Genomic DNA, 25,167 nt, shown 5'->3' with positions numbered 1-25,167 from the left:
CTATGCTAAAAGGTGTGATAGCTATTATGTTAGGAAGTTTTATATTAATCGGATGTTCGCCAACGGTAAAAGTGCAAGCGCCGAGTGAGCCGATTAATATCAATTTAAATGTTAAGATTGATCATGAAATCAATATCAAAGTCGATAAAGCGCTAGATAATATGATTAATAAATCCGGGTTATATTAAAAAGTACGTCTTACTCTTTATTATCCTTGATGAAGGAAAACCCAAACCCATACTTATTGCTACAATAAATAGTAGCGAAAAATTTTTTATTACACATATTTAACTAATTTCAATATGATGTATTTATCAGGGGGAACTGTTATGAAGATTTTTAAAAAAGCAACGATAGTATTATTATCGGCTATTTTATCTTTTCCGGTATTGGCGTTAACGTTAGATCAAGCCATGAGCTCGTTAAGCCAAGCAAAAGCTAATGGTTTAGTAGGTGAACAAGCCGACGGCTACTTAGGCGTAGTTAAAAATGAAGGTGAGGCAAGTCAAATTGCGCAGTTAATTAATCAGGCTCGTAAAGCACAATATCAAAAAGTTGCCGGTGAAACCAATGTGTCGTTAACCGAAGTGCAAAACCGAGCGGGCAGTAAAGCGCAAGAAAAAACGCCAGCCGGTCAATATATCAAACAACAAGGTCAGTGGATAAAGAAATAATCTTAATCTTTTTCAGTGATAGGAAAAGTATAATGACATAATACTTTAATTATGTATAAATTATGTGTATTGTGTTACTTTAGCGAATTATTCGCAACAATTTATTAAAAAGCTTGGCACCCAATAATGTGTGCTAAGTTTTAAATGTAACGTTAGTTTTTACTTGTAAATAGTATCGCTTTAGCGATTTTAAATGGAGAAATTCAATGTGTTCGATTTTAGGTATTCTTGATATTAAATCAGATCCGGAACAACTACGAACAAAAGCATTAGAACTATCAAGTCTACAGCGTCATCGTGGCCCTGATTGGTCTGGTATTTTTGCTTCTGATAAAGCTATTCTTGCTCATGAACGTTTATCAATTGTTGATGTTAATACAGGATCTCAGCCACTTTATAATAAAGATAAGACTTTAGTATTAGCAGTTAATGGCGAAATTTATAATCATCAAGAACTCCGAAATCAGTACAAAGATCGTTATGAGTTTCAAACCGGCTCAGACTGTGAAGTTATCTTAGCGCTATATCAAGAAAAAGGTATTGATTGCCTTGATGACTTACAAGGTATGTTTGCTTTTATTCTTTATGATATTAACAAAGGCACTTATTTTATTGGTCGTGACCATATTGGTATCATCCCAATGTATATGGGTCATGATGAAAACGGCACATTTTACGTTGCTTCTGAAATGAAAGCGTTAGTACCGGTGTGTAAAACCATTGAAGCATTTCCGCCGGGATGTTATCTATCAAGCACTGAAGGTGAAATCAAAACCTATTATAAACGTGATTGGATGGATTATGAAAACGTTAAGGATAATAAAACCGATATCAATGCACTACGAATTGCGTTAGAAGAGTCTGTTAAGAGTCATCTTATGTCAGATGTGCCATACGGCGTTTTATTATCCGGTGGGCTGGATTCTTCGGTGATTTCGGCTATTACCAAAAAATTCTCAGCACGTCGTGTTGAAGATCATGAAAAATCTGAAGCTTGGTGGCCACAATTGCACTCTTTTGCCGTAGGTTTAAAAGGGGCGCCAGATCTTAAAGCTGCGCAAGCGGTTGCCGATCATCTTGGTACAGTTCACCACGAAATTAACTTTACCATTCAAGAAGGTATCGATGCTATTCGTGATGTGATTTATTACATTGAAACTTATGATGTCACAACTATCCGTGCTTCAACACCAATGTATCTAATGGCGAGAAAGATTAAAGCCATGGGGATTAAAATGGTGTTATCCGGTGAAGGTGCTGATGAAGTGTTTGGTGGTTACCTCTATTTCCATAAAGCGCCAAATGCTAAAGAGTTCCATGAAGAGACAGTACGAAAACTAGCCGCTCTTCATATGTATGACTGTGCACGTGCTAATAAAGCAATGGCAGCATGGGGCGTTGAAGCTCGTGTACCATTCCTTGATAAGAAATTCTTAGATGTGGCAATGCGCATTAATCCAAAAGATAAAATGTGCGGTAGTAACGGCAAAATGGAAAAACATATTGTCCGTGAAGCATTTGAATCTTATTTACCGGCATCTGTGGTTTGGCGTCAAAAAGAGCAATTCTCTGACGGTGTTGGCTATAGCTGGATCGATACTTTAAAAGAGATTGCGGAAAGTAAAATCACTGATCAGCAGTTAGAAAACGCAAAATTCCGTTTTCCTTACAATACACCGACTTCTAAAGAAGCTTATATGTACCGTGAAATTTTTGATGAATTATTCCCGGTTGAAAGCGCAGCGCATTGTGTACCGGGTGGTCCAACCGTTGCTTGCTCGACAGCCAAAGCGATTGAATGGGATGAGTCATTTAAAAATTTAAATGATCCTTCAGGTCGTGCAGCGGTAGGTGTTCATAACGACGCTTATAAAAAATAATTAGCTTACGCTTTAATGATTAATAAAAAACGGGGAATTTTCCCCGTTTTTTGTTGCTCACATACTGCCTATGTTTGACAGTTTGAATTAATGTGCAGCGCCTTTTGCTGCGCCGATAGGTAAAATAGTGCGTCCGTATTGTTCGTTAAGCACTTCTGCCATAGCAAGGTAGATAGCGCTTGCGCCACAAATAATACCTTCAAACCCGGCAACATGGATAATGTCGTGATTACCGGAAATGTTACCAATTGCTAACAGCGCAAATAAAAGCGTTAAGCTGGCAAAAACAAATTGTAATACACGATTACCTTTTAATGTGCCGATAAACATAAAGCCGGTAAAAATGCCCCATAAAGCAAGGAAGATTCCGACAAAAGTTGCATCGGTCGGTGCAGTTGCTGGTGAAGTTGGTAAATACCAAATGCCAACTAGTGCAATCCAGAAGAAACCGTATGAAGTAAAAGCAGTGGTGCCAAATGTGTTACCTTTGCGGAATTCTAAAATGCCGGCAATGACTTGTGCCAGTCCACCATAAAAAATACCCATTGACACAATTGCCGTCATAACAGGAAAAAATCCTGCATTATGAATATTTAATAAAATTGTGGTCATACCAAATCCCATTAGTCCAAGTGGGCCAGGATTGGCAAGTTTTGTTTGTTCCATAAAGATCCTTTAACTAATAATCATAATAAAAAAGAGCGGCAATAATAAGTGTTGAAAAGCGGAGAATCAAGATTTAAAGAAAAATAATTTTTTTTCCCCCTTGATATTAAAAATTACGTTCCCATTTAAGTGGAAACAAAATTATTTCTTTGTGAAAATTAAGGGCTTGAAAATCCATATTTCAGACTTATATACAAAGAATAAAATACAGGTTTTGAGGAGAATAGATTATGGGTAAAATTATTGGTATCGATTTAGGTACAACAAATTCATGTGTAGCAGTAATGGATAACGGTCAGGCAAAAGTATTAGAAAATGCCGAAGGCGATCGCACAACCCCTTCCATTATTGCCTATACGCAAGATGGCGAAATTCTAGTTGGTCAACCGGCTAAACGCCAAGCAGTAACCAATCCACAAAATACATTATTTGCCATTAAACGTTTAATTGGTCGTCGTTTTGAAGATGCCGAAGTACAACGTGATGTTGGTATTATGCCATATAAAATTGTTAAAGCTGACAATGGCGATGCATGGGTAGAAGTAAAAGGCCAAAAAATTGCTCCACCACAAATTTCTGCTGAAGTATTAAAGAAAATGAAGAAAACAGCAGAAGATTATCTTGGTGAACCAGTAACCGAAGCTGTCATTACTGTTCCGGCATATTTTAATGACGCACAACGTCAAGCAACCAAAGATGCTGGTCGTATTGCCGGTTTAGATGTTAAACGTATTATCAACGAACCAACAGCCGCAGCATTAGCTTATGGTTTAGATAAAGATGTTGGTAATCGCACCATTGCCGTTTATGACTTAGGTGGTGGTACATTTGATATTTCAATCATCGAAATTGATGATGTTGACGGTGAAAAAACTTTCGAAGTATTAGCAACCAATGGTGATACTCACTTAGGTGGTGAAGACTTTGACTCACGCTTAATTAACTACTTAGTTGATGAGTTTAAACGTGAACAAGGTTTCGATCTTAAAAATGATCCACTTGCAATGCAACGTTTAAAAGAAGCGGCTGAAAAAGCGAAAATTGAATTATCATCAGCACAACAAACTGATATTAACTTACCTTATATCACTGCTGATGCATCTGGCCCTAAACACTTAAATATCAAAGTGACTCGCGCTAAATTAGAATCTTTAGTTGAAGATTTAGTTAAACGCTCAATGGAACCAGTGAAAACAGCATTACAAGATGCCGGTCTCTCTGTTTCTGATATTAAAGATGTCATTTTAGTGGGTGGTCAAACCCGTATGCCAATGGTGCAAAAAGCGGTTGCTGACTTCTTTGGTAAAGAACCTCGTAAAGACGTTAACCCGGATGAAGCAGTTGCAGTTGGTGCGGCAGTACAAGGTGGTGTGTTAGGTGGTGATGTTAAAGATGTATTATTACTTGACGTAACCCCATTATCATTAGGTATTGAAACAATGGGTGGTGTGATGACTACCTTGATTGAGAAAAATACGACTATCCCAACTAAACATAGTCAAGTGTTCTCAACAGCTGAAGATAATCAATCTGCGGTAACCATTCATGTGTTACAAGGTGAGCGTAAACGTGCAAGCGATAATAAATCATTAGGTCAATTTAACCTTGATGGTATTCAAGCGGCACCACGTGGTATGCCACAAATTGAAGTAACTTTTGATATTGATGCCGACGGTATCTTACATGTTTCTGCGAAAGATAAAAACACCGGACGTGAACAAAACATTACCATTAAAGCTTCTTCTGGTTTAAGCGAAGAAGAAATCCAAAAAATGGTTAATGATGCCGAAGCAAATGCTGATGCTGACCGTAAGTTTGAAGAGCTAGCTCAAGTTCGTAATCAAGCGGATCATCTTGTTCACTCAACTCGTAAACAAGTTACTGAAGCAGGCGATCAATTACCGGCAGCGGATAAAACAGCTATCGAAGAAGCAGTAACTGCATTAGAAACTGCAGCTCGTGGTGAAGATAAAGCTGAAATTGAAGCGAAAATCAATGCATTAATGGAAGCATCGAAAAAGTTACTTGAAATTGCACAACAACAAGCGCAAGCTGACCAAGGTGCACAAGCAAGTAGCGCTAGTGATGCTGGTCAAGATGATGTTGTTGATGCGGACTTCAAAGAAGTTGATGATGATAAAAAATAAGCATTAACAACGATGTTTTTTAATGAGTTATTTCAACGAGTTATAAACATGTAACTTACTAAACGGGCGCGAGGTAACTCAAGCCCGTTTAGTTGTTTTTGCAAGAAAAATTAAGGTTAATTATGGCGAAGAAAGATTATTATGAAACATTAGGCGTAAGTAAAAGCGCAACTGAAGCTGAGATAAAAAAAGCCTATAAACGCCTAGCCATGAAATATCATCCTGATAAAAATCAGGACAATAAAGCCGAAGCTGAAGCAAAATTCAAAGAAGTTAAAGAAGCTTATGAAGTATTGACCGACGCACAAAAGAAAGCCGCTTATGATCAATATGGACATGCCGCTTTTGAGCAAGGTTTTGGTGGCGGCGGTGCTGGCGCAGGTGGATTTGGTGGCTTTAGTGGTTTTGGCGGTGGATCGGCATTTGATGATATTTTTAGTGACTTCTTCGGCGGTGGTCGTGGGCGTGCGCAAAGCCCTTCAAGAGGTGCAGATTTACAATATAATATCACCCTAACATTAGAAGAAGCAGCAAGTGGCGTAAGTAAAGAGATCAAAGTACCGACTTGGGTGGCCTGTAGTGTTTGTCAGGGACAAGGTACTGAAAAAGCCTCTGATGTGGTTACTTGTGATACCTGTCATGGTGCTGGCGTTGTTCAAATGCGTCAAGGCTTTTTTGCGGTACAGCAAGAGTGTCCAACCTGTCATGGCCGTGGTAAAGTGGTGAAAAATCCATGTAAGAAATGTCATGGTGAAGGTCGAGTTCAGAAAACCAAAACATTATCTGTCACTATTCCGGCCGGTGTTGACACTGGTAACCGTATCCGTCTTTCTGGTGAAGGCGAGGCAGGGTTAAATGGTGCGCCAGCAGGTGATTTATATGTTCAAGTGCAGGTAAAACCTCACGGAATTTTTGAACGAGATGGCACAAATCTACATTGTGAGATTCCAATTAATATTGTTTTAGCATCGTTAGGTGGGGAAGTTGAAGTACCTACATTAAATGGTAAAGTGAGCTTAACCATTCCGGCTGAAACTCAAACAGGTAAAATGTTCCGTTTACGTGGTAAAGGTATTAAATCATTACGTGGTAATTCTGTGGGTGATTTATACTGTCATGTTGTGGTTGAAACACCGGTTAACCTCACCGGTAAACAAAAAGAGTTACTCAAAGAGCTTGGCGAAAGTTTGAAAGCGGATAAAAATGCCAAACACAGCCCAAAAGAAAAAAGCTTTTTTGATAAAGTTAAAAAGTTTTTTGGATAAGAAAATATCACTCAATAGCGAAGCAGGGTTATCTGCTTCGCTATTTTTTTGACACTCAAATAAGACTAAAAGATATAGCGACGCAAGTCGTACAACAGATACTCAATCAAAATTTATCCGTAAATATTGAATGTAAATATGATCCGACTTGGTCGCAGTATTTAACTTGGGTGAAATAGTTTATAAAAACTTAATTGAAAGTAAAAAAACCCAGCAAAGCTGGGCAAGATGGGTTTAATGTTTAATTTTATTTATTGTCATTTAGAACTAAATTTTAGTTGTAAAAGTACGAGCAATAACGTCACGTTGTTGTTCTGCAGTTAAAGAGTTAAAACGTACTGCATAACCAGAAACACGAATAGTTAATTGAGGATATTTTTCCGGATGTTGCACAGCATCTTCTAATGTTTCACGACGAAGTACGTTAACATTTAAGTGTTGGCCACCTTCAACTTTAATTGTTGGTGCGACATCTAATGGAATTTCACGATATTCGAATTGACCAAGTTCAGCTGTTGGAATGACTTGATCTTCTTTGTAAACAGATTTAGCAGCAACACAACGTGCTTCTTTAGTTGAATCATCTAATAACCAGAAAGAGTTTAATAGTGCTGCATTGTCTGCTTTAGTGATTTGGATACCTGTAATCATTTTAAATCCTCCTAACGGACGTTATTGTCCTGAATAATTGATTGTAATATAGCACTTTAAAAAATTGATTAAAGTCAAAAAAAGCTATCAATCTGATAAGCAATACCTTAGATCACTTTTTAGTCAGGTAATCAATAAAACGGATTGTAATATTTTATAAATGATTTGGGTATCAATATGTTAGATACACATGTTCGGTTTAGAAATAGATCGCTTTGTATCCAGCCTTAATAATCAGCCTAAAATGCTGGCCAACTTGAAGTTGGCCGCTAGTCTTTGCTACTCAATAGATTGTTATTAATGACAATCACTCAATCAACATACCATTCTATTTGATATAAATCGCCTGAATAGAGGCAAACTATTTATACTTCACACTTTTACTGCTGATGAATAGCTGGAGTAAATTTACTTTACTGAAATAAAATTTAAATTATTGTTTCATAATTTTTTTTGCCGAACGAAATTTATTTGATAAAAAAAGAATATTTGTGAACAACATCACGTCGACTTTTAAATTTTTGCCATTTTTAAAAAAAGTTGGCAGTGACGTTAAAGTGTCAAAGCAACACCCACCCTAGACTAACTTGAGCATCTAAAAGAGATGTTGATCTTGAGCAGTAGTTAGATAAAAAGTGGTGGTAAGATGAAAAATAGAGTGATTGGTTTAAAAAATTATCTGGCTTATGGCGCCGGTGATTTTTTAGGAGCGGGTACCACGGCATTAACGGCGGTATGGTTGTTATATTTTTATACCAATTTTTGTGGGTTAACGCCGATTGAAGCGACATTTATTTTTGCGGCAGCAAGAGTACTTGATGCGGTTATTAGCCCGTTAATGGGGTATTTAACCGATAACTTTGGGCGCACACGTTTAGGACAACGTTTTGGACGGCGTAAATTCTTTATTTTACTCGGTATTCCACTTATTTTTAGTTATAGCGTAATGTGGGCGCCGGGTATGAATTATCTCTATTACTTATTCACTTATCTCTTTTTTGATATGGTTTATACCATGGTGCTGGTGCCTTATGAAACCCTTGTGCCAGAGATGACCGATGATTTTAAACAAAAAACTAAGTTTTCAGGGGCAAGAATTTCAATGGCGCAGTTATCTGCCATTTTAGCTGGTTTCTTACCGGGAGTTTTACTCAATTACTTTGGTAAAGATAATGCAATATCCTTCTTTTATGCCAGCTTAGTGTTTTCTATTCTATGCTCATTTGCGCTTTGCATGGTGTACTTGTTTACCTGGGAAAGACCAACAGCGCTTAAATCCAAAGAAGCGTTGCAAGCCGAACAAGAGGCCGCCTCCTTGTCTTTTAAAGAAAGTATTTCCCATTTAATTATCGAACTGCTATCCACTTTCAAAATAAAAATATTTAGGCAGCATCTTGGAATGTATTTGGGTGGCTATATTGCTCAAGACGTCTTTAATGCTGTGTTTACTTATTATGTCATTTTTGTGCTATTACAAGAGCCGACCGTTGCCTCTACACTAATTGGGACAATGTCCATTACGCAGTTTATTGCCGTGCTGTGTATGATGCCGTTGTGTATTAAATATGGCCCTGCGCCAGCTTATCGTGGTGTCGTGGCTATTTTTGGTATGAGTTGCTTAGCTTATGGGATTATTTGGTATTACAACTTAAGTCATATTCATACATTGTTAATTACCGTTTCAGCTATTGCAGGATTAGGGCGAGGCGGGATTAATTATGTTCCTTGGAATATCTATACCTATATTTCTGATGTCGATGAAATCATCACCGGTAAGCGTCGAGAAGGTATCTTTGCTGGTGTAATGACATTTACCCGTAAAGCCTCGCAGGCTGGCGCAGTGATGTTAATTGGTGTCTGTTTACAGTGGTCTGGTTTTGTCAGTGGGCAAAACCAACAGCCGCCAGCGGTATCGCAAACGATTTTATTGTTATTAGTAGCCGGGACTATCTTGGTTTTAACACTTGGCTTTTTAATTTCTTTGAAATTTAAATTGAATCTAAAAACTCACAAAATATTAATTGATGAAATTAACAATATCAAAGGTATTGGCTCTCAGAGTGAAAAAAGAGTCAGTGATGAAGGTAAGCCGGTAGTTGAAATGTTAACGGGTATGCCTGTCACTAAGCTTTGGGGCAATAACAATATCGGTTATAAACGTAAATAGCGTTATTGGTTTTTATATGAGTTTGATTAGAGGTAAACAAAACATGCAGATATTTCCTGTAAAACATAGCAAGTTACTGTGTAAGCCCGAACATTTAATTGCTCGAGCTGATTTAGAAAAATTGATTAAAAAGATTGTGAATAATCTGATTAATATTAAAGATGAGACAGGTGAATTTCTTCTTCGCTTAGATGACGGTCGAGTGATTGACACAAAAGGTTGGAATGGCTGGGAGTGGACGCATGGCATTGGTCTTTATGGTATGTACCAATTTTACCAACAAACCGGCGATAAATCGACACTTGCTATTATTGATGACTGGTTTAAACAGCGTTTATCCGAAGGGACTCCAACGAAGAACGTCAATACCGTGTGTCCATTTTTAACCTTAGCTTATCGTTATCAAGAGACGCAAAATCCGGTATTTTTACCTTATTTAGAGTGTTGGGCAGATTGGGTTATGTATCAAATGCCTCGGACTAAGTTTGGTGGCTTGCAACATATTGTTTATAACAGTGAAAATCATCAACAACTTTGGGATGATACCTTGATGATGAGCGTATTGCCAATTGCCAAAATTGGCCAACTGCTTAATAAACCTGAATATATTCAAGAAGCAATCTATCAAATATTAATCCACGTTCAATATTTAATGGATCGTCAAACAGGGCTTTGGTTTCATGGTTGGAGTTTTGAAGGTAACCATAACTTTGCAAAAGCAAGGTGGGCAAGGGGTAACAGTTGGCTAACTATTGTTATTCCGGAATTTATTGAGCTACTCGATCTGACTATTGATGATCCTGTTCGAAGATTATTAATTGAGGTGTTAAATGCTCAAGTAGAAGCACTCGCTAAATACCAAGATGAAAGTGGCTTATGGCATACAATTATTGATGATCCTAATTCCTATTTAGAAACATCGGCGACAGCTGGTTTTGCCTATGGGATATTAAAATCGATCAGGAAACGTTATATCGCTGATGACTATAAGCTCATGGCAGAAAAAGCCATTAAAGGTGTCATGGCAAATATCAATGATGAAGGTACTTTGTTAAATGTTTCGTTTGGTACCGCCATGGGTCATAATTTGGATTATTATAAAAATATTCCACTAACTTCAATGCCATATGGGCAATCAATGGCAATTTTATGTTTGACTGAATATTTAAGGGTTTTTATTTAGTTTTAACAATATTGATTAGCATTAGGCTTATTATTATTTTTAGGTATAATTAGGGGGATGAGCAAGCAACATTGCCAGCCATATCAAATTATAGTAAAGGTACTGTATGACTAATCAATTAACATGGAATGATGTCATTGGATCGGAAAAAGAGAAGCCTTATTTTAAACAAATAATGCAATTTGTGGCATCACAGCGAGCTGAGGGAAAAGTTATCTATCCCCCTCAGCATGATGTTTTTAATGCTTTTCGTTTTACGCCATTTAGTGATATCAAAGTGGTGATTTTAGGACAAGATCCTTATCACGGCCCAAATCAAGCACACGGTTTATCATTTTCTGTGTTACCCGGAATTAAACCGCCTCCATCGCTATTAAACATCTATAAAGAACTTTCAACTGATATAGCAGGGTTTCAAATTCCGTCGCATGGCTATTTAGGCTATTGGGCAACCCAAGGGGTGTTGCTATTAAATAATGTATTAACTGTTCAAGCCGGGCAAGCGCATTCCCATGCCAAAATAGGCTGGGAAACATTTACTGATCATGTTATTGCGGCGGTTGATCAATACCTCGACGGGGTAGTATTTTTGTTATGGGGATCGCCTGCGCAAAAGAAAGGTCAATTTATCAATCGTCAAAAGCATCATGTTTTAACAGCTGTTCACCCTTCACCATTATCCGCACATCGTGGCTTTTTTGGGTGTCAGCATTTTTCTAAAGCCAATAGTTTGATTATCCAACAGGGAAAAACGCCGATAGATTGGCAACCAAGGTTACCGGAACAAAATAATGGGTAGTAATAAAAAACGTCGAACTGGCTTGCAGGAAATAGCTAATTTAATTGGGATAAGTAAAATGACGGTAAGCCGTTACTTGCGTGATCCCAATCTTGTTTCTAAACCACTTCAATCTCAAATTTCAGCAGCGATAGACCAACTTGGCTATATTCCCAATAAAGCGCCGGATATGTTATCGAATGCTAAAAGTTATGCTATTGGTGTGTTATTGCCGTCATTAACCAATCAAGTTTTTGCGGATGTGTTAAAAGGCATTGAGATCGAGACCGATAAGTATGGTTATCAAACCATGATTGCCCATACCGGGTATAGCCCGGAAAAAGAAGAAATGCGCTTACGTTCATTACTGGCTTACAATGTTGACGGGTTAATCTTAACTGAACGAACACATACCCCCGCAACCCTTAAAATGATTGAAATATCAGGCGTTCCTGTGGTTGAGATTATGGATAGTGTTTCCCCTTGTATTGATATGGCGGTTGGTATTGATAATTTTCAAGTCGCCAAAAATATGATTGAGCGTATGATTAACAAAGGCCATAAGCATATTGCTTATTTTAGTGCTCGTCAGGATGATCGCAGTCTTATCCGTCAGCAAGGTTATGAACAGGCGATGAACGATGCCGGATTGGTTGCGAAAACTTTTGCCACGAAACAATCTTCTTCTTACTCTTTAGGTAAACAACTGCTTCATCAAGCTTTGCAACAATATCCTCAAATTGACGGCGTATTTAGTACCAACGATGATTTGGCGCTAGGTGTACTGTTTGAGTGTCAACGCCTTAATATTGATGTGCCAAACCAGATTGCGGTGGCAGGTTTTCATGGGCATGACGTTGGTCAAGTGGTTACCCCAAAATTGGCATCAGTTTCAACACCAAGAATTGAAATGGGACAAAAATCGGCACAAATGTTATTAAAGTCGATAAATGGTGAAACCATTTGTGAAAAAGTTGTTGATTTCCCTGTTCAATATTTAGACGGTGAAAGTATTTGATTATCGTAAATTGCACGAGTTAATGTTCTAAATCAAACCTATTAATCTGGTTGATAATAGCAATTTAGTCAGTTTTTACTTATCAATAAATGAGCTGTTGCTTAAGAAATATCAGTTTATATAAACTGCGCTTCATATGCTGCCTTTGCTTAATGATCCTAATGAAAAAAAAGCGAAAACAAAAATAAAACTATTGGTTTTTTATCTGTTTTTGCTTATCTAACAGAGCGTTATGTTTTAAATAGGCATATTCAATTCGGGTTTTCATAAAGTGATAACTATGTTAGAATTATCGCTCAGTGGTTATTTATAACGACTAACAGATTATAAAAGATAACACTGAGGCTCCCATGAAAATTGTTGAAGTAAAACACCCTCTTGTACGCCATAAAATTGGCTTAATGCGCGAACACGATATTAGTACTAAAGACTTTCGCGATCTTGCCAGTGAAGTTGGCAGCTTATTAACTTATGAAGCAACCGCTGATTTACCGACCGAAACTGTTACTATCGAAGGTTGGTGTGGTCCTGTTCAAGTTGAACAAATCAAAGGTAAAAAAATTACGGTAGTACCTATCTTACGAGCAGGTTTAGGTATGATGGATGGCGTTCTTGAGCATATACCAAGTGCCCGGATTAGCGTTGTTGGTTTTTACCGTAACGAAGAAACCCTCGAACCTGTACCCTATTTTCAAAAATTAACATCAGATATTGAAGAGCGAATGGCTTTAGTTGTCGATCCAATGTTGGCAACAGGTGGATCTATGGTTGCGACCATTGATTTGCTCAAAAAAGCGGGCTGTAAAAATATTAAAGTTTTAGTTTTAGTTGCTGCACCGGAAGGTATTAAAGTGCTTGAGCAAGCACATCCGGATGTTGAGCTTTATACTGCTTCAATTGATGAACGATTGAATGAGAAGGGCTACATTTTACCCGGACTTGGTGATGCCGGCGATAAAATATTCGGCACCAAATAAAATCTCAAATTTTAGACCGGTTTTAACCGGTTTTTTTATGCCTACTATTTGATTATAAATAGAGATGATTAACATTAAGTTGAATAAGAGAGGACAATGTGTCTAAAATTACAACAGACAATATCGATAATGATGCATCACAACTTAAACACTCGTGGCAAGATATTTTTACCGGGGCCCAAATGCTATTTGTTGCATTTGGTGCATTAGTACTTGTACCACTTTTAACCGGATTAAATACCAATGTTGCTTTATTCACAGCTGGAGTGGGGACGTTATTATTTCAACTCACCACCAAAGGAAAAGTACCGGTATTTTTAGCTTCATCATTTGCTTTTATCGCACCGATTTCTTTTGGCGTAGCACAGTGGGGTATACCTGCAACATTGGGTGGACTGGTTGCTGCCGGTTTTGTGTTTATGTTTTTTGCCTTTTTGGTGAAAATTAACGGTAAGCACGTTATTGATCGCATTTTACCGCCAGTGGTTACCGGACCAATTATTATGGTTATCGGTCTATCGCTTGCACCAGTTGCAGTAAAAATGGCAATGGGTACCGACAGCGGAATACCAGCGGAAAGCTATCAGTTAATTTTGATTTCAATGGCGTCACTATTAACCACCTTAATTGTGGCAATTTGGGCCAAAGGCTTTTTTAGATTAGTGCCGATTATTGCCGGTATTGTTGTGGGGTATGCTTTGTCGTGTGTAATGGGGATTGTCAATTTTCAACCCATTATTGATGCCCCATGGTTTAAAGTGCCGGATTTCACCTTTCCGGAGTTTCACTGGCAAGCTATCTTATATATGATCCCAATTGTTATTGCACCAACGATTGAGCATGTGGGTGATATTATGGCCATTAGTGCCGTAACCGGAAAAGATTATACCCGAGAACCGGGATTGCAAAGAACGTTGCTTGGTGATGGATTAGCAACCTCAAGTGCCGGCTTCTTTGGTGGTCCGCCTTGTATCACTTATGCCGAAGTTATTGGCGCTGTCACGTTAACCCGTAATTTTAAAACACGAGTAATGACTTGGGCGGCAATTTGGGCAATTTTCATGTCATTTGTTGGTAAGATCGGCGCTTTTTTAAGTACAATTCCAACTGTTGTAATGGGGGGGATTATGGTACTTTTATTCGGTTCGATTGCATCAGTAGGCATAAATATATTGATTAAACATAAGGTCGATCTTTCGATATCACGCAATATGTGCATTGTTTCATTAGTCCTTGTGTTTGGTATTGGTGGAATGATCTTTGATTTTGGATCCTATGCGCTACAAGGTATCAGCTTATGTGGAATTTTAGCCATTGTACTAAATTTAATCTTACCTCATAAGTCAACCGACTAATAAATCGTGGCTAATCATTAAATTGATGAATAGCTAAAAAATGTCACTTCTTTTTTCAAAACATTGTGGCACGGGATTTTTAAAGTTTAAAATCCCGTCTTGCAATGTTGCCCCGCATTAATAATCCGACCTTAAGTGATGGACAGGTTTTACAGCAAAAAAGTTGATAAGCCGGGTTTTTGAAGCTCAACATCCTACTCAAATTTCATACAATGACTAAAACCGTTAATTTTATAAACTAAGATTGGATTTTTTTTAATCAAAAAATATGTTTTTTTAAAGTTTTTTAAAGTTTTTTAAAGAGGATTTTAATTAAAGCTGTGTTTATTCGATCATTGTTTGATTTTTCTGCGATTTTCTTTACTAAAGTTAACTGTTTTCTATGGAAAAAGGAATTGCATCGTATTTTTCCAGTCACTATACTTTTATAGCATTTTAGTTGGATAACTAAAATCAAGTAATAAATCATAATTATAATTGACAGGATAGTCGAACATGTTTCGTAATTTTCAAAAAATAGCCTTTAATTCAAATTCACATAATTCAAACTCTCAACATATCGTTTTTCACTCCAGTTCATTAATAAAACAAAATTTAAGATCTCTTCGTCGATCCTCTTACGGTTCAAGATTATCTCAGCAGATTTTTTTAGGTGTGGCGATTTTATTTTCGACTTCTTTTTCCGCCCATGCATTAACCTCTAAAACGTCGAACCCTATTGAGGGTAGCGCGCCGTATTTAACTTTTGACGGAGGTCACACTCGCGCAGTTGATACCGATGGTCTACTCGGAATTACGTTATCCAACGGCGTGCAGTACACGCCTTCAACCAATACTTCATCCACAACTCCAATCGAGTTGCCTGTGATAGGTCAGAGTTTTGCTGATATAAACATGTTAATGCCAACTGATACCAATGAAGTTGAATTGAGTGCATTGATTGGTTCGCCTTATTATTATTGGGGGGATGATGATGGTGATGGTGATATAACTGCTACCGGTAGTTTAAGTTTGTCTATTGTGGATAAATATGACCAAGCGGTATCACGTAATACAGTACCGGAAATTTGTAAGGCACCTTATCAAGTTAAATTAACTAACACTGATAGCACATTAGCTACACGTTATGGCATTCCACAAGGTAGTACTTTTAGTGCAAATGATGTTACTTATTATGTTAATCCTAAGACGGGGCCTGCGGTTTGTTTTGCCAAGCCTAGCTTGAAATATGGTGTAAGTGCTTATGCTGGCCCAGCTACGATGTGGGATCCGAATAATGGCTTTCTTCCTCAGTCATCTTATGATTTAAACTTTCCTACCGTTGGTGGTAACAATTTGTACTTTGATTTAGCTATTAGTGGTAATAATCAGGTATTATCGTGGTCTCCAGTTTCACATGGTGGTATCACAGCTACTATGACCAATTCTACAAGTACAGGGGTTCGTGTTACATTAACAGGCCCAGTTGCATCCCAATCTCAGTGGGGTTTAAATAATCCCGGTCCTGTTGCTAAACCTACTTTACCTCAGACATTCGAGTTAGTTGGCCGTGATAGTAATGGTAATGCTGTGGTCAAGTATGGGTTTGTCTTAAAGCAGTGGTTCGTCGGTCGTGGTAATGGTTTTTATGTTCATCCGAATACAGTTGCGTGGTGTAATAATATAGGTTATCGGATTCCTAAGGTAAAAGATCTAACCAATGCATCTTGCCAGCGTCACAATGCAGCTGTTAGCTGCGAAGGCTCAGTCGGTGCAACCCCTCCTTCACCGAGTAACGTTTACCAGCGTCACATTGGTGCAGGTTTCTTTACTGAGTGGGGTACTATGCGCAGCTATCCTGAGACTGATTTTACTCCCCACTGGTACTGGACTGGTGACTCAATTGGTATTACCTACCACTTTATTGTGTTCGGGGACGAGGGTACTATAGATTGGGGTGTCTACGATGAAGAGAAAGAAGACTACAACAAAAGCAAAGGGCTTTGCGTCTGGCCTTAATTCTAATTTCTTAGGATTGGAGAATAGAAAGTAGCAGAAATAGCGTTAAGTTGTTAAAGGCTAGTTGACTCGATGAGTCAACGTAGCCTTGCAATAAAGAAGCATTTTTGTGGCGTAGCCCCGCATGAAAAACCCACCTCACTAGGGTGGGTTATTTTTTTAGCGTTTTACATAAAAAGTTAAGAAGCGAGATTTTTGGTAATAAAAAACTCACTTATGTTTTTATAAGTGAGTTTTAAGTCAGTAGCAACTATTTAATTGGACGCATTGTTGGGAATAAAATCACGTCCCGAATTGTATGGCTATTGGTAAATAGCATTACGGTTCTATCAATCCCAATTCCTAGCCCTGCTGTCGGCGGTAAACCATGTTCTAATGCAGTGATATAATCTTCATCATAGAACATAGCTTCATCATCACCGGCATCTTTTTGCGATACTTGATCAGCAAAACGTTGTGCTTGGTCTTCGGCATCGTTAAGTTCTGAGAAGCCATTACCAATTTCACGACCACCAATAAAGAACTCGAATCGGTCTGTCACAAATGGGTTTTCATCGTTTCGACGAGCTAGTGGTGAGACTTCTGCCGGGTATTCGGTGATAAATGTTGGTTGAATCAGATTAGCTTCGGCAACTTCTTCAAAAATTTCAGTCACAACTCGACCAAGCCCCCAGCCTTTTTCCACTTTGATTCCCACGGCTTTTGCAATCGCACAGGCTTTATCAAAATCATCTAAATCCGCATTATTGGTTTCTGGTCGATAATGACAAATCGCTTCACGCATGGTCATTTTGATAAATGGTTTACCAAAATCAAAAGTGTGTTCACCGTATTGTACAACTGCATCACCGGTTACCGCGATAGCTAAGCGACGGAATAGTGCTTCGGTTAATACAATCAGATCTTTATAATCGGCATACGCCATATACATTTCCATCATGGTAAATTCCGGATTATGTCTTGGCGAAACCCCTTCGTTACGGAAGTTACGGTTAATTTCAAACACACGCTCAAAGCCACCGACGACCAAACGTTTTAAGTAGAGTTCTGGTGCGATTCGTAAGTACATATCTAAATCGAGGGCGTTATGATGCGTAATAAAAGGTTTAGCTGATGCCCCACCAGGAATCACTTGCATCATTGGGGTTTCAACTTCCATAAAGTGGTTTTCTAACATGAAGTTACGAATTTCAGTTACCACTTTTGAGCGAGCGATAAAGGTATTTCTTGATTCTTCATTAGTGATAAGATCCAAATAACGTTGACGATAACGCATCTCTTGATCCGCAAGGCCATGAAATTTATCCGGTAATGGTCGTAGCGCTTTGGTTAATAAACGAATCTCTTCACAGTGAATCGAAAGCTCCCCTGTTTTGGTTTTAAATAGATAACCTTTAGCACCAACAATATCGCCTAAATCCCATTTTTTGAACTGTTCGTTATAATAGTTTTCAGGTAGATCATCTCGGGTCACATAAAGTTGGATTTGTCCCGCAACATCTTGCAAAGAAACAAAAGAAGCTTTACCCATAATACGGCGCATCATCATACGGCCGGCAACGGTAACGGTAATTTTATTTTCAATTAATTCTTCGTTGGTTTTATCGTCATACAATTTATGAAGATCACTTGAAATAGCATCACGACGAAAATCATTTGGGAAAGCAATACCTTGCTGGCGAATATTTGCTAGCTTTTCACGACGGATAGCTAGTTCGTTATTTAACTCTTCAATATGGTTTTGTTGCTCTTGCTGTGTTGACATAATTTTACCTTTTATTTATAACCAAGCGGTTTATAAACCTGCTTTTAAGCTTTCTTCAATAAATTGATCTAAATCACCGTCTAAAACGGCCTGAGTGTTACGCGTTTCAACGCCGGTACGCAAATCTTTAATTCTTGAGTCATCAAGCACATAAGAACGAATTTGACTGCCCCAACCGATATCAGATTTGTTTTCTTCCATCTGCTGTTTTTCAGCGTTTTTCTTTTGCATCTCAAGTTCGTACAGTTTTGCTTTTAACTGTTTCATGGCCTGATCTTTATTACTATGCTGAGAACGGTTATTTTGACACTGCGTCACAATTCCCGTCGGCACATGCGTGATTCGAACAGCTGATTCCGTTTTATTGACATGTTGTCCGCCGGCGCCGGATGCTCGGTAAACATCAATACGAAGATCAGCGGGGTTAATATCGATATCAATATTATCATCAATTTCCGGATAGACAAAAACCGATGCAAATGATGTATGACGGCGATTACCTGAATCAAATGGGCTTTTACGAACTAAACGATGTACGCCGGTTTCGGTACGTAACCAACCATAAGCATAGTCACCCGATACTTTGATTGTCGCAGATTTAATGCCGGCAACATCACCGTCAGAAACTTCCATAACCTCAGTTGTAAATCCTTTCGATTCAGCCCAACGTAAGTACATTCTCAGTAACATTTCAGCCCAATCTTGCGCTTCAGTACCACCAGACCCCGACTGTATATCTAAATAACAATCGGCACTGTCATAATCACCGGAGAACATACGGCGAAACTCAAGTCCGGCCAGTTTCTTTTCTAACTGTTCAAGCTCAGCATTAGCCTCATCGAAAGTTTCTTGGTCTTCGGCTTCAATAGCAAGTTCAAGTAAACCTTCGACATCGTCAAGACCTTGGGTTAATGAGTTGATAGTATTTATGATTTCTTCAAGTGTGACTCGTTCTTTACCTAACGCTTGTGCTTTTTCGGGATCTGCCCAAACTTCGGACTGTTCTAATTCGGCGTTGACTTCTTCAAGCCGCTCTTTCTTGAGATCATAGTCAAAGATACCCCCGAATCACGTTTGTGCGCTCGGTAAGTTCGGCTATTTTGGATTTTATCGGATTAATTTCAAACATGTGTTAATTTGTTCGGTTTTCTGATATTTAAATAATCGCCCATTGTAGCGGATTTAAGTATATTTTAGCAATTGCCAATTTGTTATCGGGTCAATGCAATGAGCTTAATTAAGAAAAAAATGACGCTTAAAGCGTCATTGATCAAACAGGAGGGTATGAAGTTTAAAAAGTCTATTTTTTAGCTTGAGCGTATAACTCAGCAACTTTGTCCCAGTTAATGACATTCCAAAAAGCACCGATATAATCAACACGACGATTTTGGTATTTCAAATAGTAAGCGTGTTCCCACACATCTAAAGTTAAAATTGGCGTACCTGAAACACCTGAAAATTTTTCGCCCATTACCGGTGAATCTTGATTTGCAGTAGAGACAACTTCTAGTTTGCCATTTTGCAATACTAACCAAGCCCAACCAGAACCAAAACGAGTGGCAGCGGCGTTTGAAAATTTCTCTTTAAATGCATCAACTGAACCAAAATCTTTCTCAATCGCTGCTTTTAGTTCGCCTTTAAGTTCAGTACCAACTTTGAGTAGTTCCCAAAATAGGGTGTGATTAACATGACCACCCACGTTGTTTTTAATTCCAGTCAGTTTGTCTGCTGGTACTTTGTCTAAATTTTGAAGTAAAGTTTTAGGGCATAAATCTTTGAGTTCGGCCGGTAAAGATTCTAAAAGTGCGTTAGCATTGTTGACATAAGTTTGATGATGTTTGTCATGGTGAAGATGCATCGTTTCTGAATCGATATACGGTTCTAATGCGTCATAAGCATAAGGAAGTGGTGGTAATGTATAGGCCATGAGGATACTCCTTTCAAAATTAGATTTTAGTTATTGCTTTAATTAATTGAGTATACGGTTAAATTGTTTTACTCACAATCTATTGTTTAGATAGTTAATGACTATTTAATAATTAATCAATTTATACCAATTTAGCGTTTAATATTAATGAGTGTCATGATTGGTTAGACGTGGGATAGACATCATGATAGCATCATTTTCGCTGACTAATTTTACTTCCTGATAATAAGCTATTAAGTTTTTCAATGCTAAACGGAGATTGGTCATTTTGTTATATTGCAAATACATATCTACATCTTTTAGCTGTCTTAATAAGACCGAATAATGTTTTTTATGCAAGTAGCAACATGAACGATTATTAAGATCGGCGACACTAAATGACTTGCGATTTTTCCACCAATGAAATTTACGTTTTAAGGTAAAATACTTTTACCTAATTTTAGCCTCAAATTACGCCGTTTTTCTGGCTTATCTACTTGATCATTTCGCCTAACTACAATTATTACAATGAACAATCAACCTCTTAATTTGAGGTTGATGATAGGTAAAGTTGGGTAAGTTTATCTAAGAAAACAAAGAGTTTATAATTCATCTTACTGTAATCATGACTGCGTAATTTATCTTCAGTATCAACAAAACGATATTTAGCGGCTTGATTAAGATCATTTTGCGAGTGGGCAATCAACTTTTCAACCACTTCATGGGTTAACTCCATATGACATTGAAAACCATACACCAATTTGCCATAAGCAATAATTTGTCGTGGACAGCCTTCACTATAAGCAATGATTTTGGCATCTTGAGTTAAACCCGGCATATCATTGTGCCAGTGGCCGACCGCCAAACTATCACCGAAATGAGAAAAAAGCGGATTTCTTTTGCCTGCTTCGGTCAACGTAATTGGGAATTTGCCAATCTCTTTTTCCGGACTATGCTCGAAATGTGCACCTAAGGCTTCACCAATTAGTTGCGAGCCAAGACAGACACCGATGACTATTTTTTGTAATTTAATTGCCGTAGATATGACGGCCTGCTCGGCTAATGAGTCAAAATGCGGGCACTCTTTTTTTGTCGTTGCTGGCGATTGTGGTCCGCCCATGATAATCAACATATCAATCTTATCTATCTTATCGGGAAGCGGCTGACCAAGATAAACACGAGAATAACTAATGGTGTGTTGATGCATTTTTGCCCATTGCTCATATGCGCCAGGTGCTTCGAAATCTTCGTGGATGATAAAGTGCACATGCATTGGTAAATCTCCTTTAATCTTATCGATCTGTGTCCTACTTTATATTGAATATGGACAATTAAGCGCGATGTTTATTATGAATCTTTTATTAAGAAATACAATAGTGAAGATTTGGCGTATTATGCGGGAGCTGGGGAGATATTTGGTATAAAAATCTGCTTTAACAGGTTTCAGAATTCCTAAAATTGGCCCCGGCGAGAGATTTTATGGTTTTAGCGCAATGATGTAGAAAAATGACATGTTGTAAAAAATAATTGGGTAGATATTGAATATCATTATATTATTGGAAGAAAAGAATAGGGGAAAATTAATATTTATGAAGCACATCCCCGAATTAAAGTCGAAATTCAATCTATCCAATAAGAGTATAAATGGATGACAAAATGAAATTATTAAAGATGTTAATAATACTATTACTATTAATTAAATGTTTTACCCAAATTCTTATTTGCAAGGATGATCCTACTGTCTTTTTGGCGCTAAAATTGAATCCTCTTTCTGAAAATTATAATTATATTAATTATTTAAGTCACAATAGTTATTATGTTTTGTTTTCTGATGAAAATGAAATGATAGGACAAAATATCATTGATATGATTTATAAGATTCCTTTAATTCTTTATATTTCAGTTTTACTTATACTGTTTTTTTTAAAACGTAAAAATACAAAAGAGAAAACCCTATGAAGCAATTTTTACCACATATTACTTTTTGGGGGTTGAATTTTTTTGCTTTTCCTGTCAGTCGACTTAATAGTAAAAGGAAACAATTTTAAAATGAGAATATTATTACTGATTCTATTGTCTTTGGCTAACATAGCGTGTAGTCAAAAAATTGAGAGTCAACAAGCTGATGATCATGTCACTCCCATTGAATATGATTACGTAGTTACTGAGGTTTTTTTAGAGTCTCCTCCTTCTTCTACTCCTAAGGTTTCTCCTAAGATAGATTTGCAGTCTGATACGCATTTATCTGGTCAATCAGGCTATGCCTATAAACTAAAAATCAGCGATCAAGAAGAATTAATCTTCTTAAATTATATTAAAGATTACAAACTTTATTCAGAACCAAGACTAAGTAGAAATGGTGTTATATCTAAAATCGAAGGATATGAAGGATACGATGACGTATATGCAGGTATTTATTCAATTGATTTTAAAATATCTGAAAATAAACATTATGTTGAAATGGATACTATTAGCAAAGGTTATGTTGGAACATCAGAGGAACTAAACGGAAACTATCAATGTATCATTATCGATATCAAAAACTCAAAAGTTGTTAGGTCAGGGGTAGATATGTGTGACGGCGAGTGGAAAGATAATCAATGGATAAGTCAAGGAAAAGTTGAATTTGATGGCAAATGAAGTTTAAGTTCGAAAGAAAGATAAACAACTAAAAAACATGGGAATTTTAACATGAGAATATTATTACTGATTCTATTGTCTTTGGCTAATATAGCATGTAGTCAAAAAATAGAAAATCAATCAGCAGTGACTCAAACAATCCCACATTTTGATGCTACGGTTTATCAACTTATTGACCTTTTTAATAAAAAGAATTTTAAAGAAATTAACCAATATATTAATAAAGATATAGGTCTTTTCATTGTATATAATGGAAGTACCAGCCCAACAATGAGAAGAATTGAACAATTTAAATCGAATAATAAAATAATTGAAAATACAATACCGTCTTGGGTAGACGATGAATTGCTAGGTTTTTCAATATCTGGCAATCCTAAAATACAATATGAACAATATCCTACATTTGATCCATGTAGTGAAAAAGTCACTAAACTAGGTCTGTATGCCAATTCAAAAGAAAAAAATATTGAGGCTTTAAAAATAGCGCTTGATTATTATCATTGGGAACTAAAACACTATCAATTTGAAAAAAATCCTGTTTGGGAGGAATATCAAGCCATTGCCGATATAATAGCCCCTAAAACAGTTAAAGTTGTTTATATAGAAAACTTTCCAGGTATAATACCGAATCATGAAAAAAATATTTTTATATTTTATCTAACCCAATTAGATAATAAATGGTATTTATCCATTCTAGATTTTTATACTATGGATTGCAGTGTATAAAATGCGTGGTAATAAAAAAATATATCGGCAAAAATTAGACTAAATTCCTATAATACCAAAGATAAAGATGATGAAAATGAAAATAAACCGCACTACCATAAAAATTAAAAACTATTTGATTAGTTTATTTTTAGCAATTTTTTTACCATTCGGTTGTAATGCCTACGAAAATCAATATATAGATACAAAATTTGTCTATGAAGCACAATATGATCGAAATAATGATTATTTTAAATCAAAAGAGTTAGACAAGCTTTTTAATCTTAATAATGAAGACTATATGCTTCCAGATACTTTTGGTCTTGATGCAGAGTTTTATTATGTTCGACCCATTGAAATTAAAGATAATCATAAAAATTTTTATATTCTCTTATATGATAAAAATGACATTTTAAGAGATGTGCTCCTCGTTGCTAATAAATATGTATATTCTATTGATGTTCGATTAGAAAATAATAAAAATGGAATTTGCTTGGGTACATTTGATGAAGAAAATGTTTTTTTTGAGATTGAAAAAATTTATGAAGTCACTAAGGAAGTAAAATTAAAACCTTTACCAATTGAAACCAAAATATTGGACTGCCCTATACCTGCTGATTACAATACTGAGGATAATATAGGAATGGAAGATTACTTCAAATATGGCGTATTACGCAATAGAAAATAATAGTTTTAAAAAAGAATTAGTTTTAAATAGTTTTATAGAAAATCAACATAAAAATCCTGAATAATGATATACCAATTTATTGCGACTAAATGATATATAATTATTCAGGATTTTTTTGCTATGGATTGCCGTGCATAATATGCGTGATAATAAAAAAATATATTGGCAAAAATTGTTATTATTCAAAGTAACTTATCAATTAAAAATCCACCTAAAATAAAGAAGAAATAAATTCACTATTATCTGAAATCAGGTATATACTCTCCATAAATTCTGAAAACCGCACTCATATACTGCACTCGTTATTCTATACAAGCGTTTTTTAAAGTACGGGAAAACATTGTAAAAAATAAATAAGGAATATTGGCAATGAGATTGATAATAGTATGTATAACCATCCTATTTATGATAGGTTGTAAGCAAATGGCGAATAGCCAACCGATTAATAAAAATAAAAAAGACCATTTTATTACCCAAATTATGCAAGCTCCGCTTGCCAGCCCGCCAATTGGTGATAAACATGTTTTATATCCTTTTGCCACACATTGGCAACATGCAAAAACAGAAAATGAACGTTCGGGGAGTGAAAAGGCTTTTGATGAATTGGCCGGAAATTTAGATAAGCAGTCCCAATCAGAACAATCCTATAAGATTACTTTAACCCAAGAAAATTTAAAGCAGATTGTTCAGGATTCCTATGATAT

Annotated in this window: 22 protein-coding genes; 16 read left to right on the top strand and 6 right to left on the bottom strand. The window is 36.8% G+C overall.

Annotation, left to right across the window (positions count from 1 at the left end):
- Positions 1-2 precede the first annotated feature (2 nt).
- From J3U42_RS11260 to asnB, 3 genes are all read left to right on the top strand, one after another.
- Positions 3-188, top strand: a complete 186-nt coding sequence (locus tag J3U42_RS11260) for a YnbE family lipoprotein (RefSeq protein ID WP_220218546.1) — start codon at positions 3-5, stop codon at positions 186-188.
- 141 nt (positions 189-329) lie between these two features.
- Positions 330-674, top strand: a complete 345-nt coding sequence (locus tag J3U42_RS11255; protein WP_220218547.1) for a YdbL family protein — start codon at positions 330-332, stop codon at positions 672-674.
- Between the two features lie 206 nt (positions 675-880).
- Positions 881-2,554, top strand: a complete 1,674-nt coding sequence (gene asnB / locus J3U42_RS11250) for an asparagine synthase B (RefSeq protein ID WP_220218548.1) — start codon at positions 881-883, stop codon at positions 2,552-2,554.
- An 87-nt stretch (positions 2,555-2,641) separates the two neighbouring features.
- Here asnB and satP read toward each other — a convergent pair whose 3' ends face one another.
- Positions 2,642-3,220: an acetate uptake transporter gene (gene satP, locus J3U42_RS11245; RefSeq protein WP_267336492.1), complete on the bottom strand. Its 579-nt coding sequence runs from the start codon at positions 3,218-3,220 to the stop codon at positions 2,642-2,644.
- Positions 3,221-3,450: 230 nt separating this feature from the next.
- On the opposite strand from satP, the gene dnaK reads away from it, so the two are divergent.
- Positions 3,451-5,367 carry a molecular chaperone DnaK gene (dnaK, locus tag J3U42_RS11240; protein ID WP_220218550.1) on the top strand — a complete coding sequence of 639 codons (1,917 nt, stop codon included), beginning with the start codon at positions 3,451-3,453 and terminating at the stop codon, positions 5,365-5,367.
- A gap of 122 nt (positions 5,368-5,489) precedes the next feature.
- Positions 5,490-6,632 (top strand): molecular chaperone DnaJ, encoded by a 1,143-nt coding sequence (gene dnaJ / locus J3U42_RS11235; RefSeq protein WP_267336491.1) that lies wholly within the window; start codon positions 5,490-5,492, stop codon positions 6,630-6,632.
- A gap of 267 nt (positions 6,633-6,899) precedes the next feature.
- Here dnaJ and grcA read toward each other — a convergent pair whose 3' ends face one another.
- Complete coding sequence (gene grcA, locus J3U42_RS11230; protein ID WP_220218552.1) at positions 6,900-7,283, bottom strand: autonomous glycyl radical cofactor GrcA; 384 nt, start codon at positions 7,281-7,283, stop codon at positions 6,900-6,902.
- A gap of 646 nt (positions 7,284-7,929) precedes the next feature.
- On the opposite strand from grcA, the gene J3U42_RS11225 reads away from it, so the two are divergent.
- The 7 genes from J3U42_RS11225 (at position 7,930) to J3U42_RS11195 (ending at position 16,759) form a co-directional block, all read left to right on the top strand.
- A complete protein-coding gene (locus J3U42_RS11225; RefSeq protein ID WP_267336490.1) occupies positions 7,930-9,450 on the top strand; it encodes an MFS transporter in 1,521 nt (506 codons plus the stop codon).
- A 43-nt stretch (positions 9,451-9,493) separates the two neighbouring features.
- The gene (locus J3U42_RS11220) at positions 9,494-10,633 is read left to right on the top strand and encodes a glycoside hydrolase family 88/105 protein (RefSeq protein WP_267336489.1); all 1,140 of its coding nucleotides are present in this window, start codon (positions 9,494-9,496) and stop codon (positions 10,631-10,633) included.
- Positions 10,634-10,739: 106 nt separating this feature from the next.
- Entirely contained in the window at positions 10,740-11,432 is a 693-nt protein-coding gene (ung, locus tag J3U42_RS11215; RefSeq protein ID WP_267336488.1) for a uracil-DNA glycosylase, read from the top strand.
- Positions 11,425-12,429 carry a gluconate operon transcriptional repressor GntR gene (gene gntR / locus J3U42_RS11210; RefSeq protein WP_220218556.1) on the top strand — a complete coding sequence of 335 codons (1,005 nt, stop codon included), beginning with the start codon at positions 11,425-11,427 and terminating at the stop codon, positions 12,427-12,429. Before ung ends, gntR begins: the two co-directional genes overlap by 8 nt.
- A 350-nt stretch (positions 12,430-12,779) precedes the next feature.
- Positions 12,780-13,406 (top strand): uracil phosphoribosyltransferase, encoded by a 627-nt coding sequence (gene upp, locus J3U42_RS11205; RefSeq protein WP_220218557.1) that lies wholly within the window; start codon positions 12,780-12,782, stop codon positions 13,404-13,406.
- 107 nt (positions 13,407-13,513) lie between these two features.
- A complete protein-coding gene (locus tag J3U42_RS11200) occupies positions 13,514-14,761 on the top strand; it encodes a uracil-xanthine permease family protein (RefSeq protein WP_370634038.1) in 1,248 nt (415 codons plus the stop codon).
- A gap of 864 nt (positions 14,762-15,625) precedes the next feature.
- The gene (locus J3U42_RS11195; RefSeq protein WP_267336487.1) at positions 15,626-16,759 is read left to right on the top strand and encodes a hypothetical protein; all 1,134 of its coding nucleotides are present in this window, start codon (positions 15,626-15,628) and stop codon (positions 16,757-16,759) included.
- 250 nt (positions 16,760-17,009) lie between these two features.
- Here the strand turns inward: J3U42_RS11195 and lysS are convergent, their stop codons facing one another.
- The 4 genes from lysS to J3U42_RS11175 form a co-directional block, all read right to left on the bottom strand.
- Positions 17,010-18,524 (bottom strand): lysine--tRNA ligase, encoded by a 1,515-nt coding sequence (lysS, locus tag J3U42_RS11190; RefSeq protein ID WP_267336486.1) that lies wholly within the window; start codon positions 18,522-18,524, stop codon positions 17,010-17,012.
- A 30-nt stretch (positions 18,525-18,554) separates the two neighbouring features.
- A protein-coding gene (gene prfB / locus J3U42_RS11185; protein ID WP_324169869.1) for a peptide chain release factor 2 occupies positions 18,555-19,653 on the bottom strand; the annotation gives its coding sequence in 2 pieces (ribosomal slippage) (positions 18,555-19,577 and positions 19,579-19,653; 1,098 coding nt in all).
- Positions 19,654-19,824: 171 nt separating this feature from the next.
- Positions 19,825-20,451 carry a Fe-Mn family superoxide dismutase gene (locus tag J3U42_RS11180; RefSeq protein WP_267336485.1) on the bottom strand — a complete coding sequence of 209 codons (627 nt, stop codon included), beginning with the start codon at positions 20,449-20,451 and terminating at the stop codon, positions 19,825-19,827.
- Positions 20,452-20,974: 523 nt separating this feature from the next.
- A complete protein-coding gene (locus J3U42_RS11175) occupies positions 20,975-21,703 on the bottom strand; it encodes a type 1 glutamine amidotransferase (protein ID WP_267336484.1) in 729 nt (242 codons plus the stop codon).
- Positions 21,704-22,479: 776 nt separating this feature from the next.
- Between J3U42_RS11175 and J3U42_RS11170 the strand changes: the two genes are divergently transcribed.
- The 4 genes from J3U42_RS11170 to J3U42_RS11155 form a co-directional block, all read left to right on the top strand.
- A complete protein-coding gene (locus J3U42_RS11170; protein ID WP_220225343.1) occupies positions 22,480-23,070 on the top strand; it encodes a hypothetical protein in 591 nt (196 codons plus the stop codon).
- A gap of 51 nt (positions 23,071-23,121) precedes the next feature.
- A complete protein-coding gene (locus tag J3U42_RS11165; RefSeq protein ID WP_267336483.1) occupies positions 23,122-23,796 on the top strand; it encodes a hypothetical protein in 675 nt (224 codons plus the stop codon).
- A gap of 76 nt (positions 23,797-23,872) precedes the next feature.
- The gene (locus J3U42_RS11160) at positions 23,873-24,463 is read left to right on the top strand and encodes a hypothetical protein (protein WP_220218564.1); all 591 of its coding nucleotides are present in this window, start codon (positions 23,873-23,875) and stop codon (positions 24,461-24,463) included.
- Between the two features lie 369 nt (positions 24,464-24,832).
- On the top strand, positions 24,833-25,167 hold a 335-nt coding region (locus J3U42_RS11155; protein WP_267336482.1), incomplete at its 3' end, for a hypothetical protein.

Source organism: Gilliamella sp. B2923, assembly GCF_026536565.1.
In the GTDB taxonomy this organism is placed as follows: domain Bacteria; phylum Pseudomonadota; class Gammaproteobacteria; order Enterobacterales; family Orbaceae; genus Gilliamella.
This window is presented reverse-complemented; position numbering and strand designations above follow the sequence as displayed.